General features: G+C 44.3%; 20 protein-coding genes. 1 reads left to right on the top strand and 19 read right to left on the bottom strand.

The genetic code is table 11. The annotated features are described in order from the left end of the window. A partial coding sequence (locus PHC85_02750; GenBank protein ID MDD5033005.1) for an FG-GAP-like repeat-containing protein occupies positions 1 to 4,734 on the bottom strand: 4,734 nt, incomplete at its 3' end. Positions 4,735 to 4,866: 132 nt separating this feature from the next. Here PHC85_02750 and PHC85_02755 point away from each other — a divergent pair. Next, a complete protein-coding gene (locus tag PHC85_02755) occupies positions 4,867 to 5,601 on the top strand; it encodes a thioredoxin domain-containing protein (GenBank protein ID MDD5033006.1) in 735 nt (244 codons plus the stop codon). A gap of 47 nt (positions 5,602 to 5,648) precedes the next feature. On the opposite strand, the gene PHC85_02760 is transcribed toward PHC85_02755, so the two are convergent. The 18 genes from PHC85_02760 to rplX all read right to left on the bottom strand — a co-directional run bounded on the left by PHC85_02760 (position 5,649) and on the right by rplX (position 17,516). Further along, positions 5,649 to 6,575 (bottom strand): FAD-dependent oxidoreductase, encoded by a 927-nt coding sequence (locus PHC85_02760; GenBank protein ID MDD5033007.1) that lies wholly within the window; start codon positions 6,573 to 6,575, stop codon positions 5,649 to 5,651. A 32-nt stretch (positions 6,576 to 6,607) separates the two neighbouring features. Further along, the gene (locus tag PHC85_02765) at positions 6,608 to 7,660 is read right to left on the bottom strand and encodes a phosphoglycerate kinase (GenBank protein ID MDD5033008.1); all 1,053 of its coding nucleotides are present in this window, start codon (positions 7,658 to 7,660) and stop codon (positions 6,608 to 6,610) included. Positions 7,661 to 7,668: 8 nt separating this feature from the next. Beyond that, a complete protein-coding gene (gene tpiA / locus PHC85_02770) occupies positions 7,669 to 8,442 on the bottom strand; it encodes a triose-phosphate isomerase (protein ID MDD5033009.1) in 774 nt (257 codons plus the stop codon). 4 nt (positions 8,443 to 8,446) lie between these two features. Further along, entirely contained in the window at positions 8,447 to 9,505 is a 1,059-nt protein-coding gene (locus PHC85_02775) for a galactose-1-phosphate uridylyltransferase (protein MDD5033010.1), read from the bottom strand. Positions 9,506 to 9,514: 9 nt separating this feature from the next. Then, the gene (locus PHC85_02780) at positions 9,515 to 10,261 is read right to left on the bottom strand and encodes a glycosyltransferase family 2 protein (GenBank protein MDD5033011.1); all 747 of its coding nucleotides are present in this window, start codon (positions 10,259 to 10,261) and stop codon (positions 9,515 to 9,517) included. 255 nt (positions 10,262 to 10,516) lie between these two features. Continuing rightward, complete coding sequence (gene ruvX, locus PHC85_02785; protein ID MDD5033012.1) at positions 10,517 to 10,900, bottom strand: Holliday junction resolvase RuvX; 384 nt, start codon at positions 10,898 to 10,900, stop codon at positions 10,517 to 10,519. 79 nt (positions 10,901 to 10,979) lie between these two features. Next, entirely contained in the window at positions 10,980 to 11,162 is a 183-nt protein-coding gene (locus PHC85_02790) for a hypothetical protein (GenBank protein MDD5033013.1), read from the bottom strand. Positions 11,163 to 11,292: 130 nt separating this feature from the next. Continuing rightward, positions 11,293 to 12,060: a type I methionyl aminopeptidase gene (gene map / locus PHC85_02795; protein ID MDD5033014.1), complete on the bottom strand. Its 768-nt coding sequence runs from the start codon at positions 12,058 to 12,060 to the stop codon at positions 11,293 to 11,295. A 41-nt stretch (positions 12,061 to 12,101) separates the two neighbouring features. Then, positions 12,102 to 12,776, bottom strand: coding sequence for a nucleoside monophosphate kinase (locus PHC85_02800; GenBank protein MDD5033015.1), 675 nt, complete (start codon positions 12,774 to 12,776; stop codon positions 12,102 to 12,104). Position 12,777: 1 nt separating this feature from the next. Continuing rightward, a complete protein-coding gene (gene secY, locus PHC85_02805) occupies positions 12,778 to 14,055 on the bottom strand; it encodes a preprotein translocase subunit SecY (GenBank protein MDD5033016.1) in 1,278 nt (425 codons plus the stop codon). Then, the gene (gene rplO, locus PHC85_02810; protein ID MDD5033017.1) at positions 14,056 to 14,475 is read right to left on the bottom strand and encodes a 50S ribosomal protein L15; all 420 of its coding nucleotides are present in this window, start codon (positions 14,473 to 14,475) and stop codon (positions 14,056 to 14,058) included. 32 nt (positions 14,476 to 14,507) lie between these two features. Beyond that, positions 14,508 to 15,053 carry a 30S ribosomal protein S5 gene (gene rpsE / locus PHC85_02815; protein ID MDD5033018.1) on the bottom strand — a complete coding sequence of 182 codons (546 nt, stop codon included), beginning with the start codon at positions 15,051 to 15,053 and terminating at the stop codon, positions 14,508 to 14,510. 16 nt (positions 15,054 to 15,069) lie between these two features. Continuing rightward, the gene (rplR, locus tag PHC85_02820; protein MDD5033019.1) at positions 15,070 to 15,435 is read right to left on the bottom strand and encodes a 50S ribosomal protein L18; all 366 of its coding nucleotides are present in this window, start codon (positions 15,433 to 15,435) and stop codon (positions 15,070 to 15,072) included. A gap of 33 nt (positions 15,436 to 15,468) precedes the next feature. After that, a complete protein-coding gene (rplF, locus tag PHC85_02825; protein ID MDD5033020.1) occupies positions 15,469 to 16,011 on the bottom strand; it encodes a 50S ribosomal protein L6 in 543 nt (180 codons plus the stop codon). Between the two features lie 24 nt (positions 16,012 to 16,035). Continuing rightward, positions 16,036 to 16,425, bottom strand: coding sequence for a 30S ribosomal protein S8 (gene rpsH, locus PHC85_02830; GenBank protein ID MDD5033021.1), 390 nt, complete (start codon positions 16,423 to 16,425; stop codon positions 16,036 to 16,038). A 33-nt stretch (positions 16,426 to 16,458) separates the two neighbouring features. Beyond that, positions 16,459 to 16,644: a type Z 30S ribosomal protein S14 gene (locus tag PHC85_02835; GenBank protein MDD5033022.1), complete on the bottom strand. Its 186-nt coding sequence runs from the start codon at positions 16,642 to 16,644 to the stop codon at positions 16,459 to 16,461. A 2-nt stretch (positions 16,645 to 16,646) separates the two neighbouring features. Further along, entirely contained in the window at positions 16,647 to 17,186 is a 540-nt protein-coding gene (gene rplE, locus PHC85_02840) for a 50S ribosomal protein L5 (protein MDD5033023.1), read from the bottom strand. Between the two features lie 21 nt (positions 17,187 to 17,207). Further along, positions 17,208 to 17,516, bottom strand: coding sequence for a 50S ribosomal protein L24 (rplX, locus tag PHC85_02845; GenBank protein MDD5033024.1), 309 nt, complete (start codon positions 17,514 to 17,516; stop codon positions 17,208 to 17,210). Positions 17,517 to 17,525 lie beyond the last annotated feature (9 nt).

A 17,525-nucleotide genomic window follows, 5' to 3' on the forward strand; every position in this document is an offset into this window, starting at 1 on the left:
GTTTATGAGTCCGTACCTGTCCATTGAAAGTCCGGCTATTTTAAGTCCTCTGCTTGCGTTGAAGTTTTGGGCGAATACGCTTTGCCATTTATTGCCTGTGCCGGTGTAGATGTATGCCTGGCCTTTGCCAGCGCCAGAATTAGCATAAAAAGCTCCGACAATCACATCCGCGTATCCGTCACCGTTCACATCGCCGGCCGAAGAAACACTGGAGCCTAAATAATCGCTATCCGCTCCTCCGGAAAATGTCACATCAGCTATATTGTCCATTGATGAACCTCCGTAATATATGTATGCCTGGCCGCGGTCAGTGCCGCCGGCTTCGGCTTGATACGCTCCAACAATCACATCGCTGTATCCGTCGCCGTTGACATCGCTGGTTGAAGAAACTTTAGTGCCTAAATAATCGAAATCCACCCCTCCGGAAAATGTCACATCAGCGGTGTTGTCCATTGATGAACCGCCGTAATATATGTATGCTTGGCCGCGGCTGGTACCACCAGCGGTAGCATCAGATGCTCCAACAATCACATCCGTATACCCGTCTCCATTGACATCTCCGGCTGAAGAAACACTGATGCCTAATTGATAATTTTCCCCACCTCCGGTAAAAGTCACGTCAGCCGTGTTGTCCATTGCCGGTCCGCCGTAATATATATATGCCTTGCCTGTATTAGAATTATCACCGGATGCTCCCACAATCACATCAGTGTATCCGTCGCCGTTCACATCGCCGGCTGAAGAAACACTGGAGCCTAAATCAGCAAAATCAGTTCCGCCGGAAAAAGTCACGTCAGCGGTATTATCCATTGAGGGACCGCCAAAATAAAGGTATGCCTGACCATTAGCCCAGCCACCACCGGCAGCATCATTCGCTCCCACAATCACATCGGTATATCCGTCGCCGTTCACGTCTCCGGCTGAGGAAACACTGTTGCCTAAATGAGCATAATCCTCAACACTTAAAAAGTTCACGTCAGCGGTATTGTTCATTGATGAACCGCCATAATAAATGTATGCCTGGCCACGTTCTGTGCCGGCGCCGTTGACATTAAGAGCTCCCACAATTACGTCATCGTATCCGTCGCCGTTTACGTCGCCGGCAGAAGAAACGCTGTAGCCTAATTGATCATTATCCGCTCCTCCTGTAAAAGTCACGTCAGCGGTATTGTTCATTGATGAACCGCCATAATAAATGTATGCCTGGCCGCGGTCAGTGCCGGCGCCGTTGACATAAGGCGCTCCCACAATCACATCGTTGTATCCGTCACCGTTTACGTCTCCTGCTGAAGAAACGCTCCAGCCTAAATAATCATTATTCGCTCCCCCCGAAAAAGTATAATTGCTTGTAGTGGAAGTATTCATTGAAACGGTTCCAAGACTGAAAGTCGAAGTGGCTGAAATGATATTTCCGTTAACAGTGAGCTTTTCAAGAGGGGTAGTCGTGCCGATACCGATGTTTCCGCCGTTTGCAATGGTGAAATACGTTGTCGTGGCGGATAAAGCGTCGGTGGATGTGCCGATGAAGAAGTTTCCGTTTTGCGATGACATGAACCAGTGTTTGGCGTTTGCGGTTCCCGATGTGTCGGATAGCGTAAGCAGGGGTCTTGTGGACGATATCTGAAGTTTCCAGTTTGGGGTTGTTGTGCCGATGCCGATGTATGAATTGGTGTGTATTGTTAAAGTCGATGTCGGAGTTAATGACGAACTTATTGAAGAATAATACGGTATCTGGCCTGCTGACGTTGAAGAAGGGACAACGCTTAGGCATGTGCCGTCTATTGAATAACAGCCGTCTGATATATCCATGCCTCCTGTTCCGTAAAAAGTGGAAGTGGCTGAAGTGAAATTAGCCGTACTGCCAAGGGAAAAGAGCGAGCCCGGGGTTGATGTGCCGATGCCGGTGTATCCGCTGTTTAGTATTGTTAACGCCGATGGCGTGGAAGTTCCGTAGCTGTCGGTGGATGTGCCGATGTAGAGGTTTCCTCCCATTGACGAGAATAGCCAGTGTTTGAGATTGGCTGAAGCTGATGAATCCGAGAGAGCTAATGACGGGCGGGTGCCGTTCACTTGCAATAGCCATTGGGGGGTTGTGGTGCCGATGCCGAGTTTGCTTGAGGTGGCTACGATGTAGTTTGCCACGTTGATGTTTTGGAAGCTTGCCGAACCTACTCTGTCTATTTCCCAGTTCGGAGTCGTTATTCCCCACATTGTGGTGTTTATGAGTCCGTACCTGTCCATTGAAAGTCCGGCTATTTTAAGTCCTCTGCTTGCGTTGAAGTTTTGGGCGAATACGCTTTGCCATTTATTGCCTGCGCCTGTGTAGATGTATGAAGCGCTAGCTCCATACGCCCCAACAATCACATCATCGTATCCATCACCGTTCACGTCTCCGGCTGACGAAACGTCATAACTCAAAAAATCACTACTCGCCACGCCTGTAAAAGTCACGTCCGCCGAATTATCCATTGAAGAACCGCCGTAGTAGATGTATGCCTGACCACGGTCAGCGCTAACCCCAACATTAACACCATACGCTCCCACAATCACATCAGTATATCCGTCACCGTTGACGTCTCCGGCTGAGGAAACGCTGTAGCCTAAATAATCATAATTAGCAGTCCCGGAAAAAGTCACGTCAGCGGTATTGTTCATTGATGAACCTCCATAGTATATGTGTGCCTGGCCACGGTCGTCGCCGCCGCCGGCGCCGTTGACGTAAGGAGCTCCCACAATCACATCAGTATATCCGTCTCCGTTGACGTCTCCTGCTGAAGAAACGCTCCAGCCTAAATAATCGCTATTCGCTCCGCCGGAAAATGTTACATCAGCTGTATTGTCCATTGATGAACCGCCATAATATATGTATGCCTGGCCTTTGTCAGTGCCACCGGCGTCGGCGAGGGGAGCTCCCACAATCACATCGCTGTATCCATCACCGTTCACGTCTCCTGCTGAGGAAACGCTGCCGCCTAAATTATCGCTATCCGCTCCGCCGGAAAATGTCACATCCGCGGTATTGTCCATTGATAAGCCGCCGTAATATATGTATGCCTGGCCTTTGTCAGTACCGCCGGCATCGGCTCGATAAGCCCCCACAATCACATCGGTATATCCGTCTCCATTCACGTCTCCGGCAGAGGAAACACTGTAGCCTAAATTATCGCTATTCGCTCCGCCGGAAAAAGTAATATCAGCGGTGCTGTCCATTGATGAACCGCCGTAATATATGTATGCTTGGCCTTTATTAGTGCCGCCGGCATCGGCTCCATATGCCCCAACGATTACATCGCTGTATCCATCGCCATTGACGTCGCCGGCAGAAGCGACGCTAAAGCCTAAATTGTCATTATCCGCTCCGCCAGTAAAAGTCACATCCGCTGTATTGTCCATTGAAGGACCGCCATAGTATATATATGCCTGGCCGCGGTCAGTGCCGCCGACGTCAGCAAGATACGCTCCCACAATCACATCAGTATATCCGTCACCGTTCACGTCTCCGGCTGAGGAAACGCTGTTATTACCCACCACGCCCGAAAACGTCGTATCGGCAGTAGTATCCATGGCTGTTGTTCCAAGACTGAAAGTCGAAGTGGCTGAAATGATGTTTCCGTTAACAGTGAGTTTTTCAAGAGGGGTAGTTGTGCCGATACCGATGTTTCCGCCGTTTGCAATGGTGAAATACGTTGTCGTGGCGGATAAAGCGTCGGTGGATGTGCCGATGAAGAAGTTTCCGTTTTGCGATGACATGAACCAGTGTTTGGCGTTTGCGGTTCCTGATGTGTCGGACAAGGTAAGCAGGGGTCTTGCGCCCGATAATTGAAGTTTCCAGTTTGGGGTTGTGGTGCCGATGCCTAAATTTCCTCCCGTAAAATACGAATTGCCGGAGGCGGCTGACTGAACAAGTCCGGTCAAGGTTGAAGCGGCGGTGATGTAAACGCTGTCATTGGTCCACTGGGAGATATTGGCGGATGAAAAATCTGCCGCTGCCAGCCCTGAAATGGTTGAACCGGTATGGCTATGGGAATCGTCCGCGACTACGGTGGCTGACAATGTTCCGGAAACGTCTCCGGCAACGGGAATTGAAGTCGTGGCTGTCCAGGAAGGAAGGCCGCCGGACATCGCCAGAATCAGTCCGTCGGTTCCTTTGGCAAGTTTTGACAAAACGTTATCGCTTGAAGAATAGAGAATATCGCCCGCGGCGAAAGAATCGAATTTGAGAAGCTGGCCCGCGTTGCTTCCGGGAATGTATCCCTGGGTAGTGCTGGCGTTTAAGGCGTAGCCCGATGAAGTTATTCTCTGCCTGGGAGTCAAAGTTTCAAAAGTCGAATTGTCCGAAGAAACGCTTACTTCAAGATATGTTTCGCTGTTGTCCTGGAAATCAAAATCCAATACGTCGGAACACTCCGAAGTGTCGCCGATTCCGGCGGTGAACACTCCTTCGCGCACGGTGCGGGTATGGGTACAGGGGGTTCCAGAGGGCCAAAGTTTGGTTCCCGACGTGGAAGCGTCGTAAATTGAAAAACGAAAATAATAGTTTGTTCCGGACGCGCCGCCGAGCAGGTCTCCGGCAATATCCGAAAGCCGCCCCTGATAACCGATTATCTGGGGGACGCCCGCGGCGGCGGATGTTTTTTCCGGAGACACAAATGCCAAAAATCCGGCCGCGAGGACCAGGATTACTAAAAAGGAAAATCCTGTAAAACGCGGTTTGTTTGCAAAAACTTTTTTCACTTTTTTGTCATTATATTATACCACGGAGGACGGGCGGGTTTTATGAAAATGTGGATAAGGGGATAAAATTTGGGGTTGAAATGACGCGGCAAAAAGAGTAAGTTAAAGAAATTAAAGTTAAAGAACAAAAAAATGGAAGAAAACAACAAAACATGGATAGCGGGAGCCATAATTGCCGGAGCGCTAATAATAGCGGGGGCGGTAATTTACACCCAAAATCCAAACACTGATGAGCAAAAAGCTCAGGTGGGAGGAGCAGGAGAAGAAAACGGCGCAGCGCAAGTCAGCGGCGAAAACCCTTATGAAAAAACTCCGGACATAAACCAAGAGGATCACATTTTGGGAAATCCTCAGGCGCCCGTTACAATAATCACTTATTCGGATATTGAATGTCCTTTCTGCAAACAATTCCACGGAACAATGACGGAAATAATGAATACTTACGGCAAAGAAGGAAAAGTAAAATGGGTGTACAGACACTTGCCTCTTGAAGCCCTTCACCCGACAGCGAAAAAAGAAGCCGAAGCAACAGAGTGCGCAGCCGAGCTTGGAGGAAATGAAATGTTTTTCAAATACCTTGAAGCGCTCGTAAATAACACGACGGCAATAAGCGAATCAAACGCCGACTCGGAAATTTTGGAAATCGCGGACACTTTCAAAATAGACAAGACAAAATTCAGCGAATGTCTGACCTCCGGCAGATACTCGGACAAAATCTCAAAAAATATAACCGACGCTTTCGCCCTTGGAATACAGGGAACTCCTTACAGCGTCGTGGTTTCTCCAAACGGAGAAAGAAGTGAAATCCCCGGAGCCCTTCCGCTTGAACAAGTAAAACAGGAAATAGACAGCGCTCTGGCTAAATAATATCCGAACTTGAAAACACCCCTCGGCTCAACGCCGAGGGGTGTTTTTTATTCAAAAAATCCCTTCCTTTTCAAATATTCATATGCCGACAAAACCGCCCTTGCTCCGTCTCCGGCGGCGATAACAGCCTGCTTATATTTGTTATCCGCCACGTCTCCGGCGGCAAAAACACCTTCAACCGAAGAAGCATTGGTTCTCGGGTCAATAATAATTTCTTTCTGGCTGTTCAATTCCAAAAATCCTTCAGCGAAAGAAGAGTTCGCGTTAAGCCCGATGTTTACGAAAACTCCGCCGACGCTGATTTCTTTTTTCTCGTTTTTTGAAACATCTTCATAGCAAACAGATTCAACGTTTTCTCCTCCTTTTATTTCAAGAGCCTTCGCGAAATTTATAAATTCAACTTTGCCGCTTTCTTTTAATTTTTCAAATGTCGCTTTGTCCCCGGCAAAATTTTCGCTTATTTCCAAAACATATATTTTTGAAGCGTATTTTAAAAGGTCAAAGGCGCTGTCAAAACCGGAATTTCCTCCGCCGACTACGGCGACGTCTTTGCCTTCAAAAAACGGCGCGTCGCATATTGAACAAAAACTTACGCCTCTGCCTATAAATTTTTCTTCGCCCGGAATATTGAGTTTTCTCCATTTTGCCCCGGACGCCACGATGACGGTTTTCGCAAAATATTCTCCGTCTTTTGTTTTTACCAAAAATTTTTCTCCCTCCTCTTTTGTAAGAAAAACGACTTCTTCTTCCACGACAGGCACTCCCGTTTTTTCAACTTGTTTCTTTAAAAGAGAAACTATTTCCGCTCCGGAAATTTTAATAAATCCAGGAAAATTTTCTATTGCCGAGGTCATCAAAGTCTGGCCGCCGATTTTGGCGGTGATTACGGCCGTGTTTAATTTTTTACGGCCGGCGTAAACCGCCGCAGTAAGCCCCGCCATATCCGCCCCGATAATAATCAAATCGTAAAACATAATAGTTTCCAATTTTTATAATTCTGCAAATTTTAATAATTATCCCTCAGCTCTTCCAGCGCCGGCAAATCGCCTTTCGCCAAAAATTCAAGCATTGCGCCTCCTCCGGTTGAAACGAAATCAAAATTTTCCAAAACCCCGTGTTCTTCAAGAACCTGAACCGTTTCTCCTCCGCCCGCGATTTTTTTCGCTTCTTTATTCTGCCAGACGGCTTCAAGAATTTGTTCCGTGCCGAACGCGAAATTCGGGTCTTCAAACTTTCCCAAAGGTCCGTTCCATATTATTGTTTTCGCGTCCTTTATTTTTTCTTTAAATTTTTCTATTGTTTTGGGCCCGATGTCCAACCCGTCTTTGAGGTAATCTTCGGCCAAAATCACATTTGCTCCAAAAATAATTTTCTGTTTCTCGGCTTCAATTCCAAGCCGGCCTCCCACCAAAACCCAGTCATATTTTTTTTCAAGAAAAGAAATCACCGGCAGTTTGGTTTCTATTTTCGCTCCGCCGATAATCGCGACCGCGGGACGATTAAATTTTTCGCGCGCGGCGCCAAGTTCATCCGTTTCTTTTTGCAGGTTAAAACCCGCGTAAGAAGGCAAAAAATCGGTTATAGCCGCCACGGAAGAGTGAAGACGATGGCTGGCGCCAAACGCTTCGTTTACGTACGCGTCAAAATTTTCCGCGATTTTTCCGGCAAAATTCTTGTCATTTTCGCTTTCTTCGGAAAAAAACCGGATATTTTCAAGCATAAGCGCTTCCCCGGGCTTCAGATTATCCAACGCTTTTTTTACTTCACCGCCAAAGCACTCCGGAACGAAAATAAGGTTCATTCCCAAAATCCTTCCCGTGTCTTTGTAAATTTTCTCCAGGGAAAATTTTTCCTCACGGCCTTCCGGCCTGCCAAGATGAGACAGAAGGGCGAGACGGGTTCCCTTTTTTGACAAAATAAAATCAATCGTTTTTTTTGCCGTTTCTATTCTGTATTTTTCTTTTATGCCGCCGCCTTCGGAAAATTCCACGTTAAAATCAACGCGAACCAGAACGCGCTTATTTTTCAAATCGGCTTTTTTCAAATCGGGCAATTTCATTTAAAATTTCAGTTGATACTTTTTAACAGCTCCACGAAACTTTTTGCCGACAAACTCGCCCTGCCAACCAAAAGTCCTTGGGCCTGGCCTTTCTCAATAAAATTTTTGGCGTTGTTTTCGTCAACGGAACCGCCGTACAAAACAGGAGTGTCTTTGTAAATTTTTCTGCCAAATCTGAAAAATAAAATTCTCCGGATATAAATTATCATCTGTAAAAGTTCTTCGGGGGTGTCCGGTCTCGCCCCTTTATTGGAGCTTATCGCCCAAACCGGCTCGTAAGCGAGCGTTAAGTTCTTCGTAAGCGCCCGTGGAATTCCTTTTAACCCTTCAAGGACTTCGTTTTTTACAAATTTTAGGTACTCCCCTTTTTCATCTCTTTCAAATTCCCCGACGCAAAAAATGACTTTCAAACCGGACTTTAACGCGGCTTTTATTTTTTTATTTATCATTTCATCGGTTTCGACAAAATTTTTCCGCCTTTCAGAATGTCCGATAATAACATAATTTGCTCCGATTTTTTTAAGCATTTTCGGAGAAATTTCTCCGGTGAAAGCTCCTTTGTTTTCCCAAAAAACATCCTGAGCCCCCAAATAGGTTTTTACTTTGCCGTTTTTAATTTTTGATTTTTGAGAAAGCCGGTCCAAATACGCAAAAGGAGGACAAATAATAATTTCCGTATTTTTCAATTTCGGCGCCGATTTTAATATTCCGTCAAAAAGATATTCCGCATCTTCCGCCGAATCAGGGTTCATTTTCCAATTGGCAACTATCAAATTTTTCATATTTTTATTGCAAAACTTCTTTCAGGTGGTCAGCCGCGATTTCCGGAGAGACCGCGACAACTTCCACCCCGCTTCCAAGCTCAAGACCCGCCCACTTGAATCCGCGCGGAAGAATTTCAATATGCCAATGATAATGCCCGTAATCGCCTTCTTTTCCCACGGGAGAAGTGTGTATGAAAAAATTATAATCGGGATTGCCGAGAGCTTTATTAAGCCGCGTAAGCGCGTCTTTAAGCGCCTCAGCCAAAGGAATAAAAAGGTCTTTGTCCAAATCTTCAAAACGCGACGCATGCTCCAAAGGATAAATCCTTGTCTCGTAAGAAACTCTCGGGGCAAAAGGAACAACGGTTATGAAGTGGTCGTTTTTTCTTAAAACTCTTTCCCCGTCTTTCATCTCCTGTTCAATCATCACGCAATGCACGCATTTTTTATTTTCCTTAAAAAATTCCGCCGATCCTTTCAAACTGCTTGACACATCGGGGTCTATGATAGGCATTCCCACAAGCTGTGAATGCGGATGAGCCAAAGAAGCGCCCGCCGCCTCGCCATGATTATGAAAAATCAAAATGAATTTCATGCACGGGTCTTTCGCCAAAACACGGTACCTTTCCTTGTACGCTTTAAGGACCAGCACAATTTCTTCAATGGACATGTCGGCGAGAGTTTTTTCGTGGTCGCGGGTGATAATGACCTCATGATAACCGACAGCGCCAAGAGTTAATCTGCCTTCTTTTTCCTCTATGTCCGGACATTTCCCTTCGTGATAAAGCAGCGGATATTTATTCGGTATCACCTGTACGAACCAGGAATTAAAATCTTCCCATTCGGCCGGAGGAGTATCTGGTGAAGGAAACCAAAGAAGCGGGATGGGGTTTCCGCTTTTTTGAGGGTCTTCAAAAGGGCATTTGCTTTTATCGTCTTTTGATTCCGCAACTTTCTGTTTTAGCAGTTCGGGTCTTTTCCCTCTTGCCGTATTGGCGATTAATATCCAATCGCCGCTTACCAGGTCTTTTCTGAATTCCGCCCGCTGAACATGTTCGTTTCCTGTTTCTTTTTTTTGCATTTTTATGAGCTATTTGGAATATTTTCCCGTTATCGCGTTAATTTTTATCTGAAAAAGTTCCAGAAGAGTTTTAAGATAACTGGCGAAATTCACTTTTCCCGGAGGATTAAGCCACGCCACAGGAAGCTCTTTTATTTTAAATCCCTGTTTTTTGGCGATAATTAAAACTTCCATATCAAAGCCCCAGCGGGTGATGGTTTGTTTGGGGAAAATCGTCTCCGCGGCTTTTGCCGAGAAAAGTTTGAAAGCGCGCTGAGTGTCATGTATTTCCCAAATCGCCACGGCGCGGACAAGATACTTTGAAAGTTTTCCAAAAATATTTCTGTAAACATTGCTGAACCCGGTATAAGATTCGACTTTTTTGGCCCCTTCTATTTCTATTGAACCGATAACCACATCGTAATCTTTCGCGTATGGCCAGAATTTTTCAATATGGTCTATTTTTATGGCGTTATCCGCGTCCACAAAAAGCCGGTAATCGCCTTCCGCTTCAAGCATTCCCTGTTTTACGACCCCGCCCTTGCCTTGGTTCTTTTTGTTGTCTATAAGGCGAAGGTTGTGAATAGTCGGAAGCAATTCCGAAACCGCCCTGGCAGTGCCGTCTTTTGAACCGTCATTTACAACGACAATCTCCCATGAATAATCCTGCCTTATCAAATACTTGCTTATATCCATTATGGTGTCGCCAACGCGCTTTTCTTCGTTGTACGCCGGTATCACTACCGAAAGATGAACATTTTTTGTATTATTTTCCATTCCGTTAGAAAGAGGAAACTTTCGTTTCCTTAATTATGCTTATAATTATTAAATAGCCGATAAACTCGCTTTTTGCATGCCCGAAGAAAAACCAAAGCTTGGATTTCTAACGGGGCCATATGGAAAAATTATAGCATGGAAACAAATACGGCAAAATATTTCCGGCGAGCAAAAAATGATAATAAAAAAAGAAGGGGTACAAAACCCCCTCTCAGATGAAAAATCCAAAAACAAGACCGCAAAACTATAAACTGCCTAATTTTTGCTCTTATCCAAAAAGCTCTGCAAAATGATAGCCGCGGCAGATGCGTCAATTTTCGCGCCTTTGCCCTGGATTCGCTTCGCCTGCTGAGTGCTCAAAACCTCGCTTTCAAAAATCACGGAAAGCCCGGTGTTTTCTTCCAATCCTTTTTTAAATTTTTCCGCTTTTTCAATAATTTCCGCCGCGTCACCCTTGTATCCGCCGGGTTTTCCCAAGATTATTTTAAATATACTTTTTTCACCGCAAATTTTTTTTATCTCCTTAAAAGCGTTTTTTCCGGCGTGAATAACCGAAAAAGGAAACGCGAATTTGCCGGCTTCATCGGAAAAAGCCAAGCCTATTTTTTTAGTGCCAAAATCAACGCCAAGATATCGCATAAAGGGAATATAACAATTCCTTCCGTAAATAAAAAGCTGCCCGCTGGCAGCGCGCTACGCCAACGGGCACAAAAAATGTTCACGAAGAATACGACAATGGAATCCAGCTGACCACGAGCGCTTTGGAAAGAGCTCTTAAACGCTCCTGACGAAAACGGTCAGCCAGACGGCAGCAACCTTCCCTGGTAGCCGTCTGGGAACAAACCTGGCATTCTTCCCTATCTTTTTTTACCATCGAACATACATTCCTTCCCTTTGCCATATCAACCCCTCCCTTGATAAGAACAAAAGAAAATCAACCCCGGTCAAAAAACGCTTGCCATATAAGATTTGCAGAAAATAAACACCCCCTTTCTTTATGATTTTTTATCTTATTAAATTTTAACAACTATCTAAACTTGTGTCAATATCTTAACCCCGTCTTTGTCCACAGCCACAGTATGCTCAAAATGGGAAGAAATCAAACCGTCTTTTGTTTTCCATGTCCATTCGTCTTTTGCCAAAACAACTTCAGGCGAACCAAGACAAAGCATCGGCTCCAAAGCCAAAACCATGCCTGATTTAATCATTAAACCTCTCTTTTTTTCTCCCCAATTCGGAATATCCGGATCTTCGTGCACGGCATATCCGACTCCGTGCCCGACCAAGTTTTCGACAACGCTAAATCCGTTTTTTTTGGCAAAATCTTTAACAACAAAACCATAATCCCCAAGCCTCGCGCCCTCTTTCAAAACGTCTATGCCCCTGAAAAGAGCTTCCTTGGCGGTATTTATAATTTTTTCCGCTTCTTCGGATATCTTTCCAACTCCAACAGTCAAAGCCATATCGGTAAAAAGCCCTTTATATTCCAAACCCAAATCCAATCCGGCGATATCGCCGTCTTTTAAAATTTTTTCCGCCGTCGGTATTCCATGAACCACTTCTTCGTTTACGGAAACACAGAGCGAAGCGGGGTAAGCGGAACGGCATCCTCTCGGCTTATATTTTAAGAAAGACGGTTTTCCTCCGAATTTTTCAATCAGCTTATAAGCAAATTCGTCCAATTCTTTAGCCGAAATTCCGGGAACGGCTTTTGAGGCGACTTCATTTAAAACAGCGGCAAGAATCTTGCCGCCTTCCTCAAGTATTTTTATTTCTTCGGGTGTCTTTTGAGTAGTCATGCCAAAAAATAAAAAACGAAACGATTGTATTTTTTTGAACTTTACACACCCAACCGCGAAACGATATCGCGATGAATCTCTTCCACCGGACGTTCGCCGTCTATGGCAATCACAATGCCGTGTTTCCTGAGGTATTCCAAGGCGGGCAATGTCCTGGCTCTGTAATTTTCAATCCTTGTTTCAAAAACAGAATCAAGGTCCCGACGTCTTAAAACACCTTCGCATTCCGGGCACTTCTGCCCTTCTTTGGCATCACTAAGACGAGTGCTGAAAACATGGCTCGCGTTTTTATCGCAGACAAGCCGCTCTCCCGTTCTCCTTTTTAATTCTTCTTCGGGTACCGCCACCTCGATGACTTTTATGTTTTCGCTTCCTATCAAAGACGACAAAAACACCAAAAGATTCTGCGCTTCAAAAAGAGTCCTCGGAGAACCGTCAAAGACGATTCCTTTTTCTCCTCCTTCAAAAATTTGATTCACTCTTTTTTTAACAACACTGAATATCCATTCCGGATCGAAAAGTTTTCCCGATTTATAAAGTTCTTCCTGCTTCGCTGTTTCCGGGTCGGATTTATTGGCGGCAAGATAATCTTTCCCTTCTTTGCTTGTTATGAAATGATAGTATCCCGCCTTTTTCGCCAAAAGTTCAGCCTGCGTGCCCTTTCCCGAAGCCGGCGCGCCTATTACTAAAATTGCCTGTTTTTTTTGTAAATCCATTTTATTCTTCGTACTCCCTCATTGTAATCTGAGCGTCCATTTGTTTTATGGTATCCAAGACAACGGATACCACGATGAGAAGCGCGGTGCCGCCGATGGTAAGGCTTACCATCCCCGTAATCGCGCGCATTCCCAAAGGAAGAACGGCTATAATGCCCAAAAATACGGCGCCAACCAAGGTGATGCGCGTAAGAATTTTAGCCAAAAACTCCGATGTAGGTCTCCCCGGCCTTATGCCCGGTATAAAGGCCCCGCTTTTTTGCAAATTTTTGGAAATGGCATCCGGGTCAAAAGTCACCGCGGTGTAAAAATAAGTAAAAAGGAAAACCAAAACAAAGTAAAAAGAAGCGTAAACCCATTGGTTATTGAAAAAATCATTTACAAATTTTAGAACATTCTGCAAAGTGGGACCGGAAACGCCGGACAATACGCCCGTTATCATCTGGGGAAAAAGCAATATTGAAAGCGCGAAAATTATGGGAATAACCCCTGCCTGATTGACGCGCAAAGGAAGATACGTGGACATTCCTCCATAAACTTTCATCCCTCTGACCCTTTTCGCGTAAGAAATGGGTATTGGACGCTGGCCTTCGGTAACAATAACAACGCCGGCGATAATGAGCACCGCGGCAACAAGAAAGCCCAGATAAACAGGCGCTTTAGTGGCGTCAAAACCCAAGAACGCCTGCTGAATACTGGAAGGAATACTGGCAACGATACCGGCAAAAATCATCAAGGAAACTCCGTTTCCAATTCCGAAATCCGATATAAGTTCGCCGAGCCACATCAAAAACAACGCTCCGGCAGTGATAAGAACTACGTTCACGATGCGGTCAAACAAAGTAAGACCGTCAAGAATTCCCTGCTTCTGCAAAACGGTAAGCAGGGCGAAGCCCTGCAAAAAAGCCAAAGGCACCGTCAGATACCGCGAGATCTGATTAAATTTCCTTTTTCCTTCTTCTCCTTCCTCGTGATAAATTTCCTTAAGACGGGGAAATATCATCGTAAGAAGCTGCATTATAATTGTCGCCGTAATATAAGGGCCGACTCCGAGCATTGCCAAAGACAGATTGGACAAACCGCCTCCTGAAAAAATATTAAGCAATCCGAAAAACTGGTTGCCTTTCAAAAAAGCGGCGAGCCGTTCCATGTCCACGCCGGGGATGGGGATAGCCGCAACAAGCCTGAATACCGCCAGAATCAGAAGAATGAAAAAAATCTTCCTGCGCAAGCTTGAATCGGTAAAAATCAATTTTATTTTCTGCCAAAAGTCCGACATTTATTTCACTGATTTTATTTTTTCCTCGGCCTCTTTGGAAAACAGGCAGCCTTCAAAAACGAATTTCTTGGCAATTTTCCCGTTTCCTAAAATCTTAACCTGAGGCAATTTTTTCGAAATCCTTTTTATCAATTTCTTTTCCAAAAGAGTTTCCGGAGTGATTTTTTCTCCCGCATTGAATTTTTTATCTATATCGCCGATATTCACGGTGGCAATTTCTTTCTTAAAAGAATTGAATCTATATCCGCGTTTTTTCGGCAATCTTTTTATTATGTCTCTTATCTGCGGCCTTATTCTTCTGCCGGCGCGCGATTTCTGGCCTTTCGAGCCTTTACCCGAATAGGTTCCGCGTTTTCCTCCCCTGCCAACGCGTTTCTTTTTCTTTACTTTTATTTTCGGTTTTAATTCGTGAATTTGCATGAATGATGACAATGCTGCCGGTTTAAAAATAATTATTTGTTTTCTTCTTTCTTGTCTTCCGGTTTTTTCTCTTTCTCTTCTTTTTTGTCTTTTTTCGAAGAAACGGCTGTCTTCTGTTTAAGCTCGGAGAGCGCTTTAACCGCCGCGCGCGCGATATTCAACTTGTTTTTGCTTCTTGAAAATATTTTTGAAACAACGTCTTTTACCCCGGCAAGGTCTAAAACAGTCCGGACGCTGCTTCCGGCGACAAGACCTCTTCCCGGTTTTGCCGGACGGATAAAAACAACAGCCTTGGCGGATTTCGCCTGTATCTCGTGCGGTATTGAAAAATTTTTGGTCAATGTTATTTTAACACGGTTCTTTTTCGCCTGGCGCACTGCCTTTTCTATGGCCTTGGAGGTATCCGCGGCCTTGCCGAGTCCGATACCGACATCTCCTTTTTTATTTCCAACGACAACGGCAACGCGAAAATTAAATCTTCTTCCTCCCGCAACCACCCTGGCGACACGCCTAATATCTATGACTTTGTGGTCAAATTCCGAACGTTCGTTGCTTTTGAAATTTCTTCCTCCTCTCATAATCGTAAATTTTTATTTAAAAATCCAAACCTCCTTCTCTAAGCCCTTCCGCGGCCTCCTTGACGCGGCCGTGAAAAAGATAGCCTCCTCTGTCAAAAACGACTTTTTTGATTCCCTTCTTCCCTGCAGCCTCGGCGAATTTTTTGCCAAGTTCCCTGCTTGAAGATTTTTTGTCCAATTTTTGTTTTTTGGCTCCTTTTGCGGCGGCATCTGTCATCTGAAGAAGGCTTTTCCCGGAGACATCGTCTACAAGCTGCAAAACCAGATGCTTATTTGATCTGAAAACGGAAACTCGCGGACGAACGGCAGAGCCGGAAATTTTCGCCCTTATTCTTTTTTTTCTGAATTCCCTCTTTTCGGTTTTAATCTTGTTTTTTTCCATGCTAAATTTTAATCCGCAGATCTTTCATTATTATTAAGCCGTTGTTCCGGTCTTTTTACCGGATTTTCTTCTGACAACTTCATCGATATACCTTATTCCTTTGCCTTTGTACGGTTCCGGCTTTTTCAAAGCCCTTATGGTGGCGGCGGTTTGTCCGACAATTTCTTTATCTATCCCCGAAATAAGCATTTTGTTTTTTTCCAGCTTCACTGAAATACCTTTCGGAATTTCCATTTTTACGGGATGAGAAAAACCAATATTAAAAACAAGTCCTGTTCCTTCCGCCTGAACGCGATATCCTATGCCTTCTATTATAAGTTCTTTTGAAAATCCCTTTGAAACTCCGTCAATCATATTTTTTACATGCGACGCGTAAGTGCCCCAAAGAGCGTTCGTTGAAGAATTTAATTTTACCGGTTCAAGCATTACCGACTTGTCTTCAATCTTCATGGATATAGCATTGCCAAATTTTCTCTGGATTTCACCCAAAGGACCTTTGACAAAGACTTCCCCTTTTTCAATTCTTACTTCAACATTATCCGGAATCAATATTGGTTTTTTACCTAATCGGCTCATTGTATAAAATTAAAAATATTCGCTTTATCTTACCTCGCATATTACTTCTCCTCCGACCTTCTTCTTTCTCGCTTCTTTATCCGACAAAACTCCCGCGGGCGTCGATAAAATCTTTATTCCGTTTCCGGCTCCGGCGGAAAAAATTTCCCTAAAAGAACGGTAAACGCGCCTGGATTGTTTTGAAACTCGGGTTATGGCGGTTATTGCGGGGCTTCCGTCTTCATTATAAAGCAAAACAATTTCCAGATTTTTCTTGGCTTTTTTGCCCCTTTTGGCAAAATCTTTCAAATAATGATTGTCTTCAAGCACTTTCAAAATTTCTACTTTGAATTTGGAAAAGGGAACAGCCACGGTTTCTTTGCCAACCGCGTACCCATTCCTTATTTTTGTTATCATATCCGCTATTGGATCCATAATAATATTTATTTCGTATTCCGAATTTTTTATTTACCAGCTGGATTTTTTAACTCCGGGAATTTTCCCTTCATTTGCCAGCTCTCTGAAACAAATTCTGCACAAATCAAAATCTCTCATGTACCCTCTTTTTCTGCCGCACCTAAAGCACCTGCGCACAACCCGGGATTTATATTTCGGCTTCTTCTTTGACCTGGCTATGACCGATAATTTTGCCATGATTATTTTGAAAACGGAAATTTCATCGCTTTAAAAAATTCGACCCCCTCTTTTTTATTTTTGGCCGTTGTTACTATTGTCGCGGAAAAGCCGAAGGAATGCTTTATATCTTGCCCTGCCATTTCCGGAAAAACAAGGTTGTCTTTGAATCCTACCGTTAAATTCCCCGACTCGTCCACGGAATTGATATCAAGCCCGCGGAAATCTCTTCTTCTCGGCAACGCGACAAAAACCATCTTGTTTAAAAAATCGTACATCCTCTTGCCCCTAAGCGTCGCGCCAAAACCCAAAGGCATGCCTTTTCTTGTTTTAAAAGACGCGATAGATTTCTTCGCCGGTCTGGTCGACAATTTCTGTCCGATGATCAACGTGAGATTGCTCTCCATTCTCTTCTTCTGCTCTTCGTCTTTTATGGAACCGGTACCGATATTTATAGAAACTTTTTCTATTTTCGGAACAGACATAATATTTTTATAACCGGTTTCTTTCATCAATTTCGGCATCGCTTCCTCTTTATATATTTTTTTGAAATCAAAAGCCATAATTTTTTTATCTTTGTTTTTCTATATTTCCCCTCCGCATTTTTTGCAAACTCTTACCTTTTTTGATCCTTCAATAAATTTATAACCGACTCTTGTCGCTTTCTCGCATTTTCCGCAAATCAGCTTGGCATTGGAAACGTTCATCGGCATCGCCATCTGAACAGTTTGACCTTTTTGTCCCGCTTTTTTGGGTCTTGAATGCTTTTTTCTTACATTTACTCCCTCAACGACGATTTTATCGGCAGAAGGAATAACCTTGGCAATTTTTCCGGATTTGCCTTTGTCCTTGCCCGCTATTATTAAAACCTTGTCTCCTTTTTTCAATTTCATAATATTTTT

It is taken from the genome of Candidatus Paceibacterota bacterium (assembly GCA_028711505.1).
Classification (GTDB): Bacteria; Patescibacteriota; Minisyncoccia; order JAHISW01; family Tagabacteraceae; genus JAQTSC01.